General features: G+C 63.5%; 17 protein-coding genes. 6 read left to right on the top strand and 11 right to left on the bottom strand.

The features are described from left to right. Positions 1 to 13: 13 nt before the first annotated feature. The 4 genes from FJ430_RS14355 to FJ430_RS14370 are packed head-to-tail and all read left to right on the top strand — an operon-like array spanning position 14 to position 4,716. Positions 14 to 1,219 (top strand): CaiB/BaiF CoA transferase family protein, encoded by a 1,206-nt coding sequence (locus FJ430_RS14355; RefSeq protein ID WP_140707715.1) that lies wholly within the window; start codon positions 14 to 16, stop codon positions 1,217 to 1,219. 2 nt (positions 1,220 to 1,221) lie between these two features. Next, positions 1,222 to 2,004, top strand: a complete 783-nt coding sequence (locus tag FJ430_RS14360; RefSeq protein ID WP_140707713.1) for an enoyl-CoA hydratase/isomerase family protein — start codon at positions 1,222 to 1,224, stop codon at positions 2,002 to 2,004. Continuing rightward, positions 2,001 to 3,857 (top strand): CoA-transferase, encoded by a 1,857-nt coding sequence (locus tag FJ430_RS14365; RefSeq protein ID WP_181175490.1) that lies wholly within the window; start codon positions 2,001 to 2,003, stop codon positions 3,855 to 3,857. The genes FJ430_RS14360 and FJ430_RS14365 overlap by 4 nt, the downstream gene beginning before the upstream one ends. Positions 3,858 to 3,867: 10 nt before the next feature. Then, positions 3,868 to 4,716, top strand: coding sequence for an SMP-30/gluconolactonase/LRE family protein (locus tag FJ430_RS14370; RefSeq protein WP_140707711.1), 849 nt, complete (start codon positions 3,868 to 3,870; stop codon positions 4,714 to 4,716). 53 nt (positions 4,717 to 4,769) lie between these two features. Here FJ430_RS14370 and pqqE read toward each other — a convergent pair whose 3' ends face one another. The 8 genes from pqqE to FJ430_RS14405 all read right to left on the bottom strand — a co-directional run bounded on the left by pqqE (position 4,770) and on the right by FJ430_RS14405 (position 11,773). Beyond that, a complete protein-coding gene (gene pqqE, locus FJ430_RS14375) occupies positions 4,770 to 5,912 on the bottom strand; it encodes a pyrroloquinoline quinone biosynthesis protein PqqE (RefSeq protein WP_140707709.1) in 1,143 nt (380 codons plus the stop codon). Continuing rightward, complete coding sequence (gene pqqD, locus FJ430_RS14380; RefSeq protein WP_140640337.1) at positions 5,909 to 6,205, bottom strand: pyrroloquinoline quinone biosynthesis peptide chaperone PqqD; 297 nt, start codon at positions 6,203 to 6,205, stop codon at positions 5,909 to 5,911. Before pqqD ends, pqqE begins: the two co-directional genes overlap by 4 nt. Beyond that, a complete protein-coding gene (pqqC, locus tag FJ430_RS14385) occupies positions 6,202 to 6,960 on the bottom strand; it encodes a pyrroloquinoline-quinone synthase PqqC (protein WP_140707707.1) in 759 nt (252 codons plus the stop codon). The genes pqqD and pqqC overlap by 4 nt, the downstream gene beginning before the upstream one ends. Continuing rightward, positions 6,957 to 7,895, bottom strand: a complete 939-nt coding sequence (gene pqqB, locus FJ430_RS14390) for a pyrroloquinoline quinone biosynthesis protein PqqB (protein ID WP_140707705.1) — start codon at positions 7,893 to 7,895, stop codon at positions 6,957 to 6,959. The genes pqqC and pqqB overlap by 4 nt, the downstream gene beginning before the upstream one ends. Before the next feature lie 133 nt (positions 7,896 to 8,028). Then, positions 8,029 to 8,163, bottom strand: coding sequence for a hypothetical protein (locus FJ430_RS31615; RefSeq protein WP_264296173.1), 135 nt, complete (start codon positions 8,161 to 8,163; stop codon positions 8,029 to 8,031). Positions 8,164 to 8,313: 150 nt separating this feature from the next. Continuing rightward, positions 8,314 to 9,216 carry a substrate-binding domain-containing protein gene (locus FJ430_RS14395; RefSeq protein ID WP_140707703.1) on the bottom strand — a complete coding sequence of 301 codons (903 nt, stop codon included), beginning with the start codon at positions 9,214 to 9,216 and terminating at the stop codon, positions 8,314 to 8,316. Then, complete coding sequence (locus tag FJ430_RS14400; protein WP_140640331.1) at positions 9,188 to 9,712, bottom strand: c-type cytochrome, methanol metabolism-related; 525 nt, start codon at positions 9,710 to 9,712, stop codon at positions 9,188 to 9,190. The genes FJ430_RS14395 and FJ430_RS14400 overlap by 29 nt, the downstream gene beginning before the upstream one ends. 159 nt (positions 9,713 to 9,871) lie before the next feature. Beyond that, the gene (locus tag FJ430_RS14405) at positions 9,872 to 11,773 is read right to left on the bottom strand and encodes a methanol/ethanol family PQQ-dependent dehydrogenase (protein WP_140707701.1); all 1,902 of its coding nucleotides are present in this window, start codon (positions 11,771 to 11,773) and stop codon (positions 9,872 to 9,874) included. 696 nt (positions 11,774 to 12,469) lie between these two features. Here FJ430_RS14405 and FJ430_RS14410 point away from each other — a divergent pair. Then, entirely contained in the window at positions 12,470 to 12,823 is a 354-nt protein-coding gene (locus tag FJ430_RS14410; protein WP_140707699.1) for a hypothetical protein, read from the top strand. A 56-nt stretch (positions 12,824 to 12,879) separates the two neighbouring features. Here FJ430_RS14410 and FJ430_RS14415 read toward each other — a convergent pair whose 3' ends face one another. From FJ430_RS14415 to FJ430_RS14425, 3 genes are read right to left on the bottom strand one after another with little or no spacing between them, the layout of a single operon-like run. Further along, positions 12,880 to 13,620: an ATP-binding cassette domain-containing protein gene (locus tag FJ430_RS14415; RefSeq protein ID WP_140707915.1), complete on the bottom strand. Its 741-nt coding sequence runs from the start codon at positions 13,618 to 13,620 to the stop codon at positions 12,880 to 12,882. Next, on the bottom strand, positions 13,589 to 14,416 hold the full coding sequence (locus FJ430_RS14420) for an ABC transporter permease (RefSeq protein ID WP_413467853.1): 828 nt from the start codon (positions 14,414 to 14,416) through the stop codon (positions 13,589 to 13,591). Before FJ430_RS14420 ends, FJ430_RS14415 begins: the two co-directional genes overlap by 32 nt. Next, positions 14,413 to 15,405 (bottom strand): ABC transporter substrate-binding protein, encoded by a 993-nt coding sequence (locus FJ430_RS14425; RefSeq protein ID WP_140707697.1) that lies wholly within the window; start codon positions 15,403 to 15,405, stop codon positions 14,413 to 14,415. The genes FJ430_RS14420 and FJ430_RS14425 overlap by 4 nt, the downstream gene beginning before the upstream one ends. A 538-nt stretch (positions 15,406 to 15,943) precedes the next feature. On the opposite strand from FJ430_RS14425, the gene FJ430_RS14435 reads away from it, so the two are divergent. Further along, on the top strand, positions 15,944 to 16,324 hold the full coding sequence (locus FJ430_RS14435) for a c-type cytochrome (RefSeq protein WP_140640321.1): 381 nt from the start codon (positions 15,944 to 15,946) through the stop codon (positions 16,322 to 16,324). The last annotated feature ends 10 nt before the right edge of the window (positions 16,325 to 16,334 follow it).

A 16,334-nucleotide genomic window follows, 5' to 3' on the forward strand; every position in this document is an offset into this window, starting at 1 on the left:
AACGAGACATGAAATGAACAAGGCCCTCGAAGGCGTCCGTATCCTCGATTTCAGCCATCTGCTGCAGGGGCCGTTCGCCACGCAGCTGCTCGGCGACATGGGCGCCGACGTCATCAAGATCGAGCGCGCCGGCGCCGGCGACATGTTCCGCGGCATGACCTTCTTCGCCAAATGGGTCGGGGGCTCCGAGAGCCCGAACTTCCTCGCCTGGAACCGCAACAAGCGCTCGATCGCGCTCAACCTGAAAAGCCGCAAGGTGCACGCCATCATCATGGCGATGGCCCGGACCGCGGATGTCGTGGTGCAGAACTTCCGCCCCGGCGTGCTGGCCAAGCTCGGCTACGGTTACGAGGACTTCAAGGCCGTCAATCCGCGCATCATCTACTGCTCGGGCTCGGGCTATGGCGAGGAGGGGCCTTACGTCGAGCGCCCGGGGCAGGACATGCTGATCCAGGGACTGGCGGGGCTGATCGCCAATACGGGCCGCGGCGATCAGGCGCCGGTTCCGGCAGGCGCCGGCCTCGCCGACCAGATCGGCGCAATGAACATGGTCTACGGCATCCTGTCGGCGCTCTATTATCGCGAGAAGACCGGCAAGGGCCAGAAGATCGAGGTCAATCTGCTGGCCGGCCTGCTGGCGCATCTCAACCAGGAATATGTCGCCGTGCTCAATCTCGGCGAGGATTTCGTGCGGCCGAATTCCGGCATCGGCCATCCTGGCATGCAGGCGCCGTTCGGCATCTACGAGACCAAGGATGGAGGCTATGTGTCGATCGCCATGAGCCCGTTCAAGACGCTCTATGAGGTGCTGGAAGCGCCGCAGCTCGCCGTCTACGACGATCTCAAGACTTTGTTCGACAAGCGCGACGAGGTGTTCGAGAAGGTCAATGCCGAGACGAAGAAATTCGCCACGCAGGACCTGTTGGCGCGGCTGCTCAAGGCCGACATCTGGTGCGCCGAGGTGAAGGACATTCGTCGCGCGGCGGAAGACCCGCAGGTCACGCATATGGGCATGATCACCAGCTACGATCATCCGCGCGGCGGCAAGGTGAAGGTGGTGGCGCCAGCGGTCAAGATGAGCGAGACGCCCGCGACCATCGAGCGTCCGGCGCCGCTGGTCGGCCAGCATGGCCGCGAGATCCTGGCCGAGTTCGGTCTGTCGAAGGACGAGATCGCTGCACTCGAAGCGTCGGGCGACATGACCGTGGACGCGGTCTGAGGATGGGCGCCTACCAGACACTCACGGTCGAAACCCAGGGCCGGGTCGCGGTCGTCACCTTCCGCCGCGCCGACCAGCTCAACGCCATGAACCGGATCATGCAAGGTGAGATCACGGAGGCGTTCGAGGCTCTCTCCTCCGACCCCGGCGTCGGCGCGATCGTGGTGACAGGCGAGGGGCGCGGCTTCATGGCCGGCGCCGACATCAAGGAATACGGCGCCCAGACGGCGGCAGAGTTCGACACGTTCCAGGCTGCCGGGACGCGCATGTATGCGGCGATCGAGAACAACCGTAAGCCGGTGATCGCGGCGGTCAACGGCTTCGCACTGGGCGGCGGCATGGAGTTGGTGCTGTGCTGCGATATCGTGATCGCCAACCAGTTCGCGAAACTCGGCTTGCCGGAAATCAAGCTCGGGCTGATCCCCGGCGGTGGCGGCACGCAACGCAGCGTCGCCAAGCTCGGCCGCAACCGCGCCAATCTTCTGCTGATGACCGGCGCCATCGTGGCGGCCTCCGAATTCGTGAGCACCGGCCTGGTCAACGAGATCGTCGATGTCGAAAGGCTGATGCCGCGCGCGCTGGAACTGGCTGGGATGATCGCCGCCGAACCCGCCGCCGCGATCGAAGGCCTGAAGGCCCTGACGGCCCATGCCGTGTCCGGCGATCTGGCGGATGGCCTCGCCATGGAGCGCAACATATTGGGCGGCCTCTACCGCAGCGAGATCGGCCAGCGGCGCGTCAAGGAGTTCGCCGAGAGGAGCGCCGTGAAGAAGGCCGGCTCATGAGTGACGACGACAATCGCGGCCTCGGCTGGGCGCATGGCGCGCTGACCGTGCAGCGGCTCGGCGCTGTGACAGATCGCAGGTCAGTTTCCCTGGTCAAGCCGAACCGGCCCCGCTTCACCGATATCGAGGGGCTGGCGGCGATGGTCCGCGACGGCGACGCTTTCGGCGTCGGCGGCCACCACTTCGCCCGGCTGCCGATCGCGTTGCTGCGCGCGATCGCCGGGTCCGGCGTGAAAGATTTGCGCTATGTCTCCTGGGCCGGCGGGCTGCCGCTCGAGCTGCTGCTCGAGGCGGGCGCGGTGGCGGAAATCGAGCTGTGCTTTTCCAGCCTCGACATCTTCGGGCTGCCGCCGAGGTTTCGCGCGGCGGCCGAGAACGGCGCGATCCCCGTCCGCGACTGGACGGCTCTGGCCATGATCCAGGCGCTGCGGGCGGCGCAGCAGAACCTGCCGTCGATGCCGTTCCAGGTGCCTCAGGGCTCCGACATGCTGGCGCGCGTGCCGGGTGCGGTCGCCAGGCCCGATCCGCTTGCCGGGACCGATACGGGGTTCGTCCCACCGCTCAGGCTCGATACGTTCATCGCCCATGCCCAGCGCGCCGACGCAAGCGGCAATGTCGAGATCATCGGGCCGCGGGCGCTGGACTTCGCCATGGCGGGCGCGGCGCGCCAGGTGCTGGTCACGGTCGAGGAGATCGTCCCGGTCGGAGCGCTGCGGCGGGACGGCCGCCAGAGCGTGCTTACCCGCAATCAAGTTTCGGCGATAGCGCTGGTCCCGGGCGGGGCCTATCCGGCCTCGTGCCTGCCATTCTACGTCACCGACTATCAGGCCTTGTCGGAGGCGTTCGCGGCGAAGGACGCAGCTTTGTCGGACAAGCTCGGCCTGCCTGCTGACGGCCTGCCGGAGCGGCTTCAAAAAGCGGCCAAGGTCACCGCCGAAACGGTCCTCGCGATGCCGGTGCCGGCACAGGGGAGCGGGAAGGCAACCGTCGACGAGATCATTGCCGCCCGCATCGCCGCCGAGCTCGACAATGAGAGCTTCGCCAGCGCCGGGGCGGTATCGCCGCTCGCCAACGTCGCCTACCGGCTGGCCAAGGCGACGCACGCGCCGGACATGATCATCGCGACGATGAGCTGCGGCCACCTCGACATCGCGCCGAGCCCGATGGTGCTGTCGCTGATCGAAAGCCTCGATTGCGAGACAGCCGTGGCGCATGCCGGCGGCGACGACACCTATTCGACCTATTACCAGGCGGGCGCCGTGACGCATGAGATCGTCGGCGCGGCGCAGGTCGACCGGCACGGCCGCGTCAACACCATCGCGCTCAGCAAGCCGAGCGGCGGCCTCATCCGGCTGCCAGGGCAAGGCGGCATGGCTGACGTCGCCAACATGCATCGCGACTACCTGCTTTACGTCCCGCGTCATTCGGTCCAGTCGCTGGTGGACGCGGTCGAGATCGCAAGTTCCGCCCGCGGACTGCTGACGCCGGCCGAACGCGAGCCGATGGGCTATCGGACAGGCAAGTCGCTGGTTTTCACCGATCTCTGCATCTTCCGGCTCGACCAGACATCGCGGGTATTGACCGTCGTCGAAACCATGCCAGGCGTTACCCAGCAGCAGATCCGTGAAGCCACCGGGTTCGAAGTGACATTCGATGCCGATTGCCGCGAGGTGCCGGTGCCCTCCAGCGATACGCTCGCCGTATTGCGAAACCGCATCGACCCGCTTGGCCTGCGACGTCTCGAATTCGTCAGCGCCAAGGAGCGCGGCGCGCTCATCGCCGAAATCCTCGCGGCCGACCGCGCCATGGTCGAGCGCTGCATCGCCGCGCAAAGCTCGCCTGCCGCAAGCTGAGGAGCGTTCCATGGCAAAGCCGTTGCTCGATATGTCGGCCGCCCGTGTCTTCTTCGACGGCATCTTCAGCAATCCGCGTGTCGCGCATCCGGAGGGCGTGGCTGTCCATCGCGACGGATCGATCTGGTGCGGCACCGAGACTGGCGACCTCCTGAGGCTTGCCGCCGATGGCGGTTCGGTCGAGCGCATGGGCGGCACCGACGGCTTCCTTCTCGGCATTGCCTTCGACAGCGCCGGCAATTGTTTTGCCTGCGATCTCAAGCATGCTGTGATCTTCCGCTGGGATGCCGCGACGGGCGATATGGAGCGCTTCGCTTCGTCCGGCATCCGCGTGCCGAACTATCCGGTCATCGACGAGGCGCGAGGCTGGCTCTACGTGTCTGACAGTGTGGGCGAGGATAAACGTTCGGGCATCTTTCGCTACGATCTCCGGACGGGTGAGGGCGGCCTGTGGTGCCGGGAAGCGATGTCCTTCGCCAACGGCATGGCCATGGCGCCGGACGCCAACGGGCTCTATGTGGTTGAGAGCGATGCGCCCTGCATCAGTTATGTGCCGATCCTCACCGATGGTACGGCGGGACGCCGGCAGGTCGTCGTCGAAGACGTGCGCAATGTTCCCGACGGGCTCGCCTTCGCTTCCGACGGCTCACTGCTCATTTCATGCTACGAGCCGAGCCGCATCTATCGCTGGCGAAAGGACAGCGATCTCGAAGTGCTGATCGAGGATCCGTCTGCGACGACGCTGGCGCATCCCACCAACATCGCCTTCAAGGGCGACAAGCTCTACACCGCAAACCTTGGCCGCTGGCACATCACCGAGATCGATCTGGCCGGGATTCCGAGCTTGAGCGGCGCCTAATCGGCAAGAGACACAAGGCGATACCGCCAAGGGCCAAGGTATCCTTCGGGCCGTTATCGGTGGGCAGGCTCGGCGCGCGTGTCAGGTCGGGTTGCGGCGCCGATCCGCCGGAAAATGAAGCTTTCATTTCCCTTGGGCGCTGCCTCCGCCTGCGCAGCGTCGGTCAGTATCGCCATTCGATTGTGGATCGGCGACTTGACGCAGGCCGGATCCGTTGCGGTGGCATCGCCGGCAATCGCCATCGCCTGGCATCTGCACCCACCCCAATCGACCTCGCGCCGTTCGCAGCTTCGGCAAGGTTCCTGCATCCATTCGGTGCCGCGGAAGGCGTTGAATGCCTCTGAATCGGTCCAGATTTCGGCGAGCCTGCGTTCTCCGAAGCGCTCGAAGCGGAGCGAGGGAATCGTCTGCGCGGCATGGCACGGCAACACGGTGCCGTCGGGAGCCACCATGAACGCGTCGCGCGCCCAGCCGCCCATGCATGGCTTGGGATAGATGGCAAAATAATCCGGCGTGACGAAGTCGATGTCCATGATGCCGGCGAGCCTTTCGCGCGCCGCCGCGACGATGTCCGCCTGGCGGTTGACCGCTGCCAGGTCGGGCATCAGCCTGTCGCGGTTGGCGAGCGCCCAACCGGCATACTGGACGTTCGCGATCTCGAGCCGCTCGGCATCCAAGGAGAGGGCGAGATCGATGAATTCCGGCACTTCCTCGATGTTGTGCCGGTGGACCGGCGCATTGATGGTGAGGGGCAGCCCGGCCGCGCGGGCGCGGTGCGCCGTCTCCAGCTTCTTCTCATGGCTGCCCTGGTGATTGCCGATACGGTCGGTGGTCACTGGTCGGGCGCCCTGGAAGCTGAGTTGCAGGTGGTCGAGACCGGCTTCGGCAAAGGCCTCGATACGGCCCTCGGCGATGCCGATGCCGGCGGTGATGAGATTGGTGTAGACGCCGCGCGCCGAAAGCCCGGCGATCAATTGCTCGAGGTCGCGGCGCAGGGTCGGCTCGCCGCCGGAAAGATGCACCTGCAGCACGCCGAGATCGGCGGCCTGCGAGAAGAGATCGAGCCAGGTCTGCGTGTCGAGTTCGCGATTGGCCTTCAGCAATTCGAGCGGATTGGAGCAATAGGGGCACTGCAGCGGGCAGCGATGCGTCAGTTCCGCCAGCATGCCGATCGGAGGCAGAATGGGCTCGCTCATAGCTTCACCAAAAGCTTGTCCGACCATTCCTGCAGGAAGGCGATGACGTCGGCCGCCACGTCCTCCGGGCCTGCGTCATAATCGGCCGCAAGACCGGCGATGATGCTGTCGACGGTGGACTGGCCGTCGCAGCGGCGCAGTATGTCGAGGCTGATCTCGTTCGGCCAGAATACCTTCTCCGGCGAAAGCACGGCGAAGGCCTGCCGCACGGGATCGTACTGGATGCGCACATGCTTGGGCAGCGATGGCGCCGACCGCAACGACACAATGGCTCTTTCGCGCAGCGCCATCATTGGGCCGCCTCCGGGCGGAAGGCGCCGGGCGGTATGTTTCCCGGCGCGCCGTAGGCATGCTGGAGAGCATCGAGCATGGCCCAGAGTATATCGCATTTGAACACCAGCGCATCGATCGCCTGCTGCTGGCGTTCGGGCGTGTCGGCGTGGGCCATCACGTAGGCGAGGGCGAAGTCTGCGTCGCGCGATGCCTGTTCGGGCCGCCGGCTGAAATAGGCCAGCGTATCCTCGGTGATGTAATCGTATTTCGCCAGCATCGCCGGCACCCGCTCGCCGATGATGCGCGGCGAGAACATCTCGGTCAGCGACGACGCGACCGCCTCGAGCAGCGTCCGGTTCGTGCAGAACGACAGGTAGGCGCCGACGGCGAAGCGGGTCGCCGGCAGCGCCAGCCTTTCGCTTTTGACCGCTTCGCCATCGAGCCCGAGCGAGGTCGCCAGATGCAGCCAGCGCGCGATGCCGCCGCTCCAGCCGTCCTCGCCGTCATGGTCCTCGATGCGTTTGCGCCAGGCGGCGCGAAACGCCGGATCCTCGGCATGTGCCAGGATCATGGCGTCCTTGCGCGGAATGACCGCCTGGTAGCAATATCGGTTCAGCGCCCAGGCCTGCATTTCGGCTTTCGACAGCGCGCCGCCGGTCATTCTGTGATGGAAAGGATGGCGGTTGTGATAGCGCTCGTCACCGACCTGCCGCAGCACAGCCTCGAGCTCGCTCTTGGACAGGCCACCTCTGGCCGCGTCGCGGAAATCGCTCAAAATTCCATCTCCATTCCATCGCTGGCGATTTCCCAGCCAGCCGCCCTGACCGCCGCGTGTTCGGCGGAATTCTCGTCCAGAACAGGATTGGTGTTGTTGATATGAATGAAGATACGGCGAGCGATCTTCACATCGGCCAGGCCGGCAATCGAACCCGCTTGTCCGGACATTGCGATGTGCCCCATGCGCGCGCCGGTTTTCTGGCCGACACGCGCCGCGATCATCTCGTCGTCCGTGTAGACGGTGCCGTCGAACAGAAGGCAGCCGGCGTTGGCCAGGCGCGCGCGTAGCGCGGCGTCGACGCGCGCGCAGCCCGGAATGTAGAAAACGGCGCCGCTGCCGTCGGCCCCGCTGATACGGACCCCGATCGTGTCGCCCGTGTCGGAGCTGAAGTCGGCATCGGGATCGCCTCCTTGCTCGAGGTAGAGCGCGACCTTCCCGGGCACCGGAAAGCTGCCGACGACAACGCCGGTCGGATGGCCGTCCGCGCCGCGGATCGCCATTTCCTCCGTTGGCGCCAGGAGACGCCGCGGCACGATCACCGGATCGAGGACATTGAAGATCGAATTCGCCTCCAGCGTCGCCAGCACCTGTGCCGTCGCATAGATCGCGAAGGGCTGTCGTTCACGCAGGCTGAGCAGGCCGGCGATATGGTCCACGTCGGCATTGGTCAGCACCACCGCGCGGATAGGCGTCGAGCGCAACGGTGCGTCGGCCGCGGGCTGCAGCTCGGGCGCGTGCGCAATCTGCTGGCGGATGTCGGGCGATGCGTTGAAGAGAACCCAACCCGTCCCGTCCGCCGATGCGGCAATGGATGATTGGGTTCGCGAATGCACGCCGGACATCCCGCTGCGAGCCGCGCGGCTCAGGCGGTGATTGCAGTTCCATTGCGGAAAGCCGCCTCCGGCCGCCGATCCGATGATCTTCACGCGCATGGCAAATGCGTGCTCCGCGGCCAGTCTGGCCGGCTTGTCGGCGTTAGACAGCTTTGTATCCGCGTTGTTTCCCGCTGCAAAGCGTGCGGCGGGGGTGCATGCCCCTGCTGCCAGGGACATGCACCCTTGCGGCCTACTTCCTGGGAGGAATTTCAGCAGGCAGATACCGCGAAATTTCGAAGCCCGCAGCAACCTGGCACATGGTCGGTTTCTTCCAGCTCTTCTTCATCGCATTCTCCTCTTCTGCCAGCCCGAAGGGGCCGGTCATGTCGTTGGCGCCATTGCGGGCGGGTGCAATGGCTCGTCCATCACTTCACAAATGGACAAATGAAACACCGGGTTCTCAAACAACTAAAGAAAACTATCTGCCTCGAAGATCGGTTCCTTCCCTCCATCGCCGTTTTCGCGCCGATCGCGTTCACCCCGGCGCCGCCGTGATCGGGTTGTCATGTTCGTCGATCAGCGGCACGTTGTAGTCGAGCAGGAGCTTGTTGATCTCCGCCTGGTTCTCGCGGATCACCTTGTTGAGCATACGCTTCCATTCCTGGTCGGATGGACGCACGCCCATGGTGATGCGGTAGGACATGCGTGAACCGGTCTTTTCCTTGACCAGCGGAACGATCGTGACATTCGCGCCGAGCTGCCTTGCGTAGTAGCCTGCCATCGGCCCCCACAGGATCGCCGCGTCGATCTTGCCGGCAAGCATGTCCTTGAGCACGACTTCTCCCATCGACGGGGTGACGCGCGTATCGACGGCCAGCGGGTAGATCTTCGCCGTTCGCAAGAGCTTGTTGGCGGCCATGTTGGCGGTCGGCGGCGTGCGTTCGACGACGCCGATCCTCTTACCGGCGAGTTTCGGATCCTCGATCGTCTCGACACCCTCGAGGTCATCGCCCTTCGGGTGCACAAGCACGTATGAGGAGCGATAGTAGGCGTTGGTGTTCTGCACCAGCTCGTCGCCCTGGGCATAGCCCATGATGATGTCGCATCGGTTGGCGGCAAGCGTGTTGCGCACGAAGCCCATGACAGTCGGAAACCATGTGTAGGCGACCGACTTCCGCCCTGTCTTCCTGGCGACCAGCTCGGCCAGCTTGTTTTCGAATCCCTGACCGTTCTGGTCGGTGAAGGGCATGTTCGAAGGATCGGCGCAGACGCGCAGGATGTCGGGGTCGACCAGCTCTCCCGCTGCGCCAAGGCCGGCGCCTTGCGCCCAGGCGGCCGATGGCAGCAAGGCGAGCGCGCCGAGCAGGGGCAGAACGAAACGTGGCTTCGATGCAACCCGGCCTGTCACGTCATCCCCCCATGCAGGATTTTTCGGCATCCTTGGCCGCCTGGGGTTTGTCCTCGTGCTTGGGCGGCCTGCCGCGCGGCGCGGCGCCGTCGGCGCGGGCGCGCAGATAGACGTAGAGGTCATCCAGGTAGCAATAGACGTTCTTGTTGTCGCCAAAGGCCGGCATGACATTCTCCTTGCCGTTGGCGGTGTTCTTGCGGCCCTGGGCGACGATCGAGAGGAAGGTAGGGTAGTCGATTGTCTTAAGGCTGTTCGCCAGGGCCGGGGCATAGGTCGAACCCATCCCGTCCTGTCCGTGGCAGACATGGCAGTCCGAGTGATAGCGGCGATAGCCGCTGAAGGTGTACCAATCCACGGTTCCGTTCTCGATCTTGTAGGTTGGATTTCCATCCGCATCCAAATATTTGCCGCCCTCGTCCTTCACCGCCTTGGCTTTGTCGGCGCTGTCCTCGGCCTGCGCTGAAGTCGGGCCGGCCAAAGGCAGAAGGGTCAGGGCGAGAACGGAAACTGCGATGCGGATGGACATTCAGACACTTCCTTATTTTGCCAAGGACGAAGGGTTGCCGTCGCGAAGCGGCGTTGACCGGTGTTTGGGTGTGCTGCAGATCGAGAGCCCGGCCGTTGCCTGCGGAATGATCCGGGCTCTCGATCTTTCAGCCTTCGGTCTTAAGGTTTTCCCGGGATATCAATCCGGAAGACCGAAGACGGTGAGCTGGCCGCCCAGCGTCGTGTAGTCGGCGAGTGCCGCGTAGCCACCGACCGCTCCGAGACCGGCTGTTCCAACGACCGCGGCCTGATCGCCCTGCGCGCGGCCCTGATCGACGGCGCCATGCCAAGCGGCGGCGTTGTCGGGTGACAGCAGTCCGCCGGCGAGGCCGATACCTGCCCATCCGCCGACACCGGACAGAACGGCGATGTACTGCTTGCCGTCATGCTCGAAGGGCGTGACGTTGCCGATGATGCCGGACGGGGTCTTGAACTTGTAAAGTTCCTTGCCGTGCTCATCGACTGCCTTGATGTAGCCTTCGAGCGTCCCGTAGAAGATGACGTCGCCAGCGGTCGCCAGAGCGCCCGACCACACCGAGAACTGCTCGGGCTTCGACCAGACGATCTCACCCTTGGCGGCATCCCAGGCAATGAAGTTGCCCATGTTGCCGTCACCGCCAGGCGCCGGATACATCGACACCGTGGCGCCCACATAAGGCTGGCCGGCCGTGTAGCTCACCTTATACGGCTCATAGTCCATGCAGACGTGGTTGGTCGGCACATAGAACAGCCCGGTCTTCGGCGAGTAGGCGGCCGGCTGCTGGTCCTTGGTTCCAAGCGCTGCCGGGCAGATACCCGTCGAGTTAGTGTCTTCGCCGTTCTGCTGCGTCGAATATTTCGCCACGACCTGCGGGCGGCCGTATTCCTTGCTGTTGGGGTCCATATTGACTTCGGTCGCCCAGTTCACCGCCGGGTCGTACTTCTTGGCGACGAGAAGTTCGCCGTTGGCGCGATCCATGGTGTAGGCGAAGCCGTTGCGGTCAAAATGCACCAGCACATCGTGCTTTTTGCCTTTGACCTCCATGCCGTCGACGAGAATCATCTCGTTGATGCCGTCAAAGTCCCATTCGTCATGCGGGGTCATCTGGTAGACCCATTTGGCCACGCCGGTGTCGGCATCGCGGGCGAAGATGGTCATCGACCAGCGATTGTCTCCGGGGCGCTGGACCGGGTTCCAGGTCGAGGGATTGCCGGTGCCGTAGTAGACGAGGTTCAGCTTGGGATCATAGGAATACCATCCCCAGGTCGTGCCGCCGCCCGTCTTCCACTGCTCGCCTTCCCAGGTATTCGTGCCGGAGTCCTTTCCCACCGACTTGCCGAGCTGCGTGGTCTTCTCGGGATCGAGCAAGGTGTCCGCATCCGGACCTTCCGAATAAGCCTTCCAGGCGAGCTTGCCATCCTTCAGATTGTAGGCGGCCAGCCAGCCGCGGACGCCGAATTCCGCACCGGATACGCCAACGAGGACCTTGTCCTTGATGACCACCGGCGCCGATGTGCCGGACTCACCCTTGCCGCCGTCGGTCTGTTCGCCGTTCTTGACCGACCACACGACCTTGCCGGTCTTGGCATCGAGCGCAACGACGGTTGTGTCGGCCTGGTTGAGAATGATCTTGCCGTCTCCGTAGGCGACGCCGCGATTGACCGTGTCGCAGCACATGATCGGAATGACGTTGGTGTCTTGCTTGGGTTCGTACTTCCAGAGGATCTTCCCGTCATTGTCGAGATCGAGGGCGAAGACGGTGTTCGGGAACGGTGTGTGAACATACATCACGTTGCCGATGATCAGCGGTCCGCCCTCGTGGCCGCGCAGCACGCCGGTCGAGAAGGTCCATTTGACCTGCAGGTTCTTCACGTTTTCCTTGGTGATCTGCTTGAGCTTGGTATACCGGGTGTTGGCGTAGTCGCCAGTCTGCATCACCCAGTCTTTCGGATTTTCGGCCATCTTCACGAGGTCTTCGTTGGCTGACGCTGTATAGAGTGCGCCTAACGACAGTAGCGCGGCGGTTGTTGCGATGTAGGTGGCTTGAGTAAGTGCGCGCATCAAATTCCTCCCATGTTGACAACAAGAAATCGGCAATCAAGCTCGCAAGAGCTTGTTCAGGCGATTGGTATTGGGAAGTATTTCCGGCAGCTGTCACGACCTAAACTGCAAGTAGCAGAGGAACTTTCCTATCCTCTACCAAATCAGCCTAGCCTGCACCCGCCCGGTTGGCCTACGAAAGACTGCCGCCGCTCCCTTGTTACAGCGATGTCCTTGAAGCCGGAAACAGGGTAAGGCTATGTCATTGCAAAATGTCAGGCAAGGAAAAACCCCCGCCTGAATTGTGCGCTGCAGCATTTATCTAGTGCGACGCAATATAAAATTTAGAGAAAAAAGACATTCAAAATTTCACCATGGTTAGAAGTTTAAAATCGAATGATTTCATATGCAATATCTAATATGATCGTATTATAGGCGTGATAAACTTCTAAGTATATTTCTAAATATTCTTGTACCTCGTTTCGCTCGATATCTCTGGTTGTCCGCATTGATCTGGTTATGAAAAAATACTCGCTAAGATGGGCGCTGGGACGAACCGTGAAGCTGCTTTGGAGAGCTGCCGTCGGTGGGAAAGGCATTCCTCCTTTGGTCCTATACCGGGGCGGTGAGAACTTGACCGGGCTTGCGGCATGCCGCCAACTGGGCACGATGGTGCTGCCTCGCTGCAGCGCGCGCGGGCAATCGGAGGAATTTCTCATGGTCAGATATGTTGGATTTTCGATCCTTCCGCTCCTCTTTTCGCCGGCAATGGTCCTTGCAAACCCGGCCGGCGCCGCGGAGGACTACCCGACGGCGACGATTGTCGACTACGTGCTCGGCTGCATGCAGACCAACGGCCAGACGCGTCAGGCGCTGGAGAGTTGCTCATGCTCGATCGACGTCATCGCCTCGATCCTCCCTTACGACCATTATGAGAGGGCCGAGACCTTCAAGAGCCTGTCCCTGACGACAGGCGAGAATGCAGGTCTGTTCCGCGAAAGCGCGCCGGCGAAAGCCGCGCGGACGGAGCTGAAGCAGGCGCAGGCCGAAGCCGACGTGCGCTGCTTCTGAAGCATCCGGGAAAGTCCGCAGTGGTTTTCCGTCCGGAACTGCATAGACCAGGGCGGTCAGGCCACGCCCGGAAATTTCTGATGGAACGATCGCAAAAGGCCGTTCGTCGCCTCGGGGCCGCGGTGTTGCCGGGGCAGCCCTATGTCGAAAACGCCGAGCACGTGCGAGGGCCGCGGCGCAAGCACGATGATGCGGTCCGCCAGCGTTAGCGCCTCGGTCAGGTTGTGTGTCACCATCAGGGCGGTCGTGGGCTTGGCCGACCAGACGTCGAGAAGCAGGCGCCGGAGTTGCCCGGCGGTCCGTCCGTCGAGCGAGACGAAGGGCTCGTCGAGGAACAGCACCGCCGGCTCGGTCGCGAAGGCGCGCGCGAGCGCCGCCCTTCGCGCAAGGCCGAGCGAAAGCTCCGCCGGATAGAGCGAGCGCATGCCGGCGAGACCGAGCGTGTCGAACAGCGCGTCGAGATTTTTCGCGCGCAGGTCTTTCGGCAGCGCCAGCCTGACGTTCTGTTCCACCGTGCGCCAGGGCAGCAAGGTGGGTTCCTGGAACACGGCGGCTATGCGGTTCGAGCCGCCTTCGGGCAGCTGGAAAGAACCGGAGAACTGCCTGTCGAGCCCAAGCAGAATGCGCAGCGTCGTGGTCTTGCCGCAGCCGGATGGCCCGAGCAGGCAGGCGAATTCGCCTTGTTGGACCTCGAAGGAAAGGTTCTTCAGCGCCATGACCGAGACACCCTGCGCGGACATGAAGGTTTTTTCGGCGATGTCGACCCTAAGCGGAGCGGCGGCGCCAACGGGTTGCATGTCGTTCAACGGGCTGCACCAGAAGAAGTTCGATCACGAGCATCACCGCCACGAATGCCAGCGTGTAGGCGAGAATGGCGGCGACGTCGAAAAGCTGGAAATAGAGGTGGATCTGAAAGCCCACGCCGTTGGAGCGGCCGAGCAGTTCGACCACCAGAACGATCTTCCAGATGAGAGCGATACCGGAGCGCGAGGCCGCGGCCAGATAGGGCTGCAATTGCGGCAGCAGGATATGGCGAAGGCGGTCGAGGGGACCGAAGCGGTAGACGGCCGCCATTTCGGCGTAACTCGGGTCCAGCGCCCTGGCGCCCTCGCGCATGGTCACCACGACATTCGGGATCTTGTTCACGGCGACCGCGCCTATCGCCGCCGCCTCGTTGAGGCCGAACCAGATATAGGCCAGCACGATGACCACCAGCGCGGGGATGTTGAGGAACAGGATGACCCAGGGGTTGAAGAACCGGTCCGCGCGGCGGTAGCTGCCGAGGAGGATGCCGATCGCCGATCCGACGATCATCGCGACGAGATACGCCGCGGCGACCCGGCCCAGTGTTGCGCCGAGGTGGTAGAAAAGGTCGCCGCTCGCCGCCTCTCTCAGCAGCACCTGCCAGACCTCACCTGGTCCCGGAAAGGCGGGACTCGGCCAGGTATTCGCCGCCAGGCTCCACAGCAGGCCAAGCCCGAGCAAGGAGACTGTCACCGTCAGCGCGGGCATCAGCGTCGCAGCGGAGCCGGAACGGCTGGAGATGCCGGCCGCTTCGCCGAGCGTGCGATCGCCACCGTCTCTTGCGGTCATTGCGGCGGCTCCCGCCAGAATGTGCCGGGCGCCATCTCCGGCGCGCTGCCGACCAGCTTTTCGCCGCCGATTCGGGCCAGCACCCGATAGAGCCTGCCGGCATCGACCGCCTCCTCGGCGACCGGCCGCCTGGGGATGCCCTCGCGGTAGCGTTCGCGCAGCTTGGCCAGCTCCTTGCCGTCCGCGCGGATGACCGGCGCGAGGCGCAGCCACTCTTCGTCGGACCTTGCCAGCAGATCCTTGGCCTGCGCGGAAGCCTTGAGGAAGCCGCGGGCGGCTTGCGGATTGTCGTTCGCCCATTTGTCGTGGAAGACATAGCCAAGCGCGGATACCGGACCCGATGCTCCGAGCGCCATCTGCGCGTCGCCGGCGCCGATCAGCCGACGAAAGCCGTCGGCCTCGAGCCTGGCGCAGAAGTGCCAGAAATTGAGCGCCGCATCGAGCTCGCCCTGAATGGCCTTTTGCGAAATCAGCGGCGGCGCGCCAAAGACGACATCGCTGACCGCCGGCAGGTCGATGCCGTGATCGCGCCTGGCCAGCGCCTGTATCAGCAGCCAGCTCTTGTCGATGGCTCCGCCGGCGACGCCGATCTTCTTTCCCTTGAGGTCTGCGATCGTGCGGATCGGCGATGCGTCCTTCACCATGATCGCCCCGACGGCGGTCGAATAGGGGGCCAATGTGACGTCGCCGCCCTCCGAGCGCTGGCGCGAGACCCACAGCCAATCGGTCACGATCATGTCGATCGCGCCCGCCAGCATCGCCACATTGGTCGCATCCTCCCCGGCGAAATTGATGACGTCCAGATCGATCCCGTTGGCGGCGTCGAACTTGTGCTGCTTCAGCGTATCAAGCTCCCAGCTCACCGTGCCGAACTTCAGCACGCCGATGCGAAGCTTGGACGCGGCGGAGGCGGCAACGGCGTGTGAGCCGAGAACCGCCGCCGTTCCAAGAGCCGCCAGACGGAGCGCTTCCCGCCGCGAAATCACGATGTGTCCTCCCGGGACTGCAACAAACCAGCGGCGCCGGTCAGATTGCCCGGTCCTTCGTCGGGAAAGCGCATTTCCAGCGCCTGACCTTCAAGGCCGGGTGTTCCTGCGACCATTTCGCGATTTCGCTGGGCGCCAGCATCATGCATTGGAACAGGGAGCCGCGGCTTTCAAAATAGAGATGCTCGTCTCGGCAATCGCCGGGATTGGCACTCAGGCAAACCGTCAATATGAGGTCGACCATATTCATTCAGCACCTCTTGCGCGCGCGAAGACGCCCGCTCTGGCGAAATGCCGCCGCCCCCATTGCCTGGGCAAATCTCAGCCTGGATGAAACCAGCCTGACCGGTGTCCCGAGGTGCCCTTGGGAATCCAGAACGGCCTGAAGCTACGCGCTCGCCCCAGGACCGTCAACAAAGTCGAAAGTACAGGATGGGCTCTCTCGGATGCGGCAGTCTGGACCTTCGTATGATTGACTTCCGCCATCCGCCGGTTAGCTTTTTGCTCGTGCCGGGGATTTGACGATTAATGAGGAATTGCCATGCGCGCTATCGCATTTTTCGCCGCCATATTCCTGGTTACTTTCATTACGGACCAATCCTACGCACAGGATGCGGCGGCAGGCGAGAAGGTCTTCACCAAATGCAAGGTCTGCCACGTCGCGGACAAGGACCAGAACAAGGTCGGTCCGTCGTTGAACGGCGTCATCGGCCGCACGGCCGGCACGCATCCGGGATTCAGCTATTCCCAGGCCATGGTCGCGGCCGGAAAGTCCGGCGTCAAATGGGACGAGCCGACGCTGACGACCTATCTCCATGATCCAAAGGCCATGGTGAAAGGCACGAAGATGGCGTTTGCAGGCCTCAAGGACGACAAGGACGTGGCCAACGTCATCGCCTATCTCAAGCAATTCTCGAAGTGACGGCCTAGAG

The sequence above is a fragment of the Mesorhizobium sp. B2-8-5 genome (assembly GCF_006440675.2).
In the GTDB taxonomy this organism is placed as follows: Bacteria; Pseudomonadota; Alphaproteobacteria; order Rhizobiales; family Rhizobiaceae; genus Mesorhizobium.